Origin of the sequence: Campylobacter sp. BCW_6873, from assembly GCF_001762365.1 — a bacterium.
GTDB classification, from domain to species: domain Bacteria; phylum Campylobacterota; class Campylobacteria; order Campylobacterales; family Campylobacteraceae; genus Campylobacter_D; species Campylobacter_D jejuni.
Window position 1 is genome coordinate 1 of the sequence record NZ_MJWS01000025.1, and the last position, 1,777, is coordinate 1,777.

The following is a 1,777-nucleotide window of genomic DNA, read 5'->3' on the forward strand; positions in this document are numbered from 1 at the left end:
CTGTTTAAATTCTAAAAAGATAGTTTTATCTTTAGCTACTATTTCTTTCTTAGCTAGTTGTGCTAATGCTACACTTACTCCTGAAATAAAAACTTATGATGAAGCAAATAAAAATCTTAAGGCTAGTTCAGCAAGTGTTTATAGTTCTCAAGCTAGAATTAATACAACTGTAAGTAGTTCAATCAACAATCAAATCAACATTACCGATCAGGGACCACATACCATAATAATTGAAGCAGGTGGAACTTTAGGTAGTATAGGCAATACAGATAGAATCATCTATGCTCATGCTAGTGGTAGCAATATCCTCACTCTTACCAATCTTACCAATCATGGAACTATTAACGGTAAGGTAGCTGTAGAACATGATAACAATTTTAAAGGAACCATCACTGTTAACACCTTTGAAAATACAGGTCAAATCAATGGTCAAATTTACATGGGAATTTGGGGAGGTAACTCAGGAACTCTCACTGTGGATAAATTCGAAAATAGTGGGACTATAGTAGGCTCTAACGACCGAGGAGTACTTTTCGAAGGAAAAAATACTAATATACAAAGCTTTGTTAATAGTGGTTTAATTAGTGGGAGCGAAGGTGTAACAATGGTTGGTGGAACTATAGAAAATTTTATCAATAATGGTACTATGAATGGTGGTTCCTCTGCTGTTTTTATACACAATAGCATTATAAAAACACTTGAAAATAAAGGTACTATAAATAGCACTGAAGATATATGGTGGGGTGGCGCTATAAAATTAGAAAACGGTGGCACCATAGAAAATATCATCAACACAGGAACTATCAATTCAGTTGTTTCTGGTATACATGTATCCTATGGTAAATTTGGAACACTTACCATAAAAGATGGAGGTGTAGTTTATGGTAAAACAGCAGGAATATGGGTAAATCAATGGCAAACTCTAGGCGATTTATACATAGATGGTGGAAAAAATACTTCAAAAGATGGAACTGTAAGTGGAATTTATAGCGATAATCATGGAATTGCTTTAGATGTTGGTTCAAGTACTAGTAAAATAGAACTTAAAAATGGTGGCATTATACAAGGTAAAGTTAATGGTATAAGATTAGAAAAAGCAGCTTCTTTAAGCGGAGAAATAATTTTATCCGGTGAAGGATCTAGAGTAGAAGGTGGAAGTGGCGCTGGTATATCTAATGAAAGCGGAAAAATAGAAGGCTCTATAAAAGTAGAAGATGGAGCTACTGTAACTTCTTCTTCAGGTCAAGCTATCTCTAATTCTGGCTCAGGAAGTATAACAGGTGGTATTACAGTTAGTGGGGAAAACACTAAACTTGAAGGAAATATAATCAATACAGGCAATGGATCTATAGGTAGCGATATCAAGATAGAAGGTGGAGCTAAGGTAGAAGGTGGTCTTGTTAATGAAGGAGAAGGCTCTATTACTGGTTCTATTACAATTGATAAAAACAGTCAGCTTGATTCTATCACTAACACCTCTACTTCTGATACAGGTATAAGTGGTTCCATCACTAACAATAGTGATAATAAACTTGAAATTTCTAATGGAGAAGGTGCTACTATAGGTGGAGGTATTACAAATAATGGTAATGCTGATTTAGTTATTTCCAACCAAGGCTCAGTAGGTAAAGATGATCATGGTAATACAGTAACTAACAATGGTAGTGGTAGTGTTGGAATTAAAGATTGGGTTGTTTCTACAGATAAAGAAACAGGTAAATTAGACACTGTGGTTGTAGGTGGAAGTGGTAAAGATAATGTAAAAGTAGAAAACATC

At 34.7% G+C, this 1,777-nt stretch carries 1 pseudogene; it reads left to right on the top strand.

Annotated features, from left to right (window positions below):
• A pseudogene (locus AJ932_RS00655) lies at positions 1-1,777 on the top strand (hypothetical protein); the annotation flags it as partial.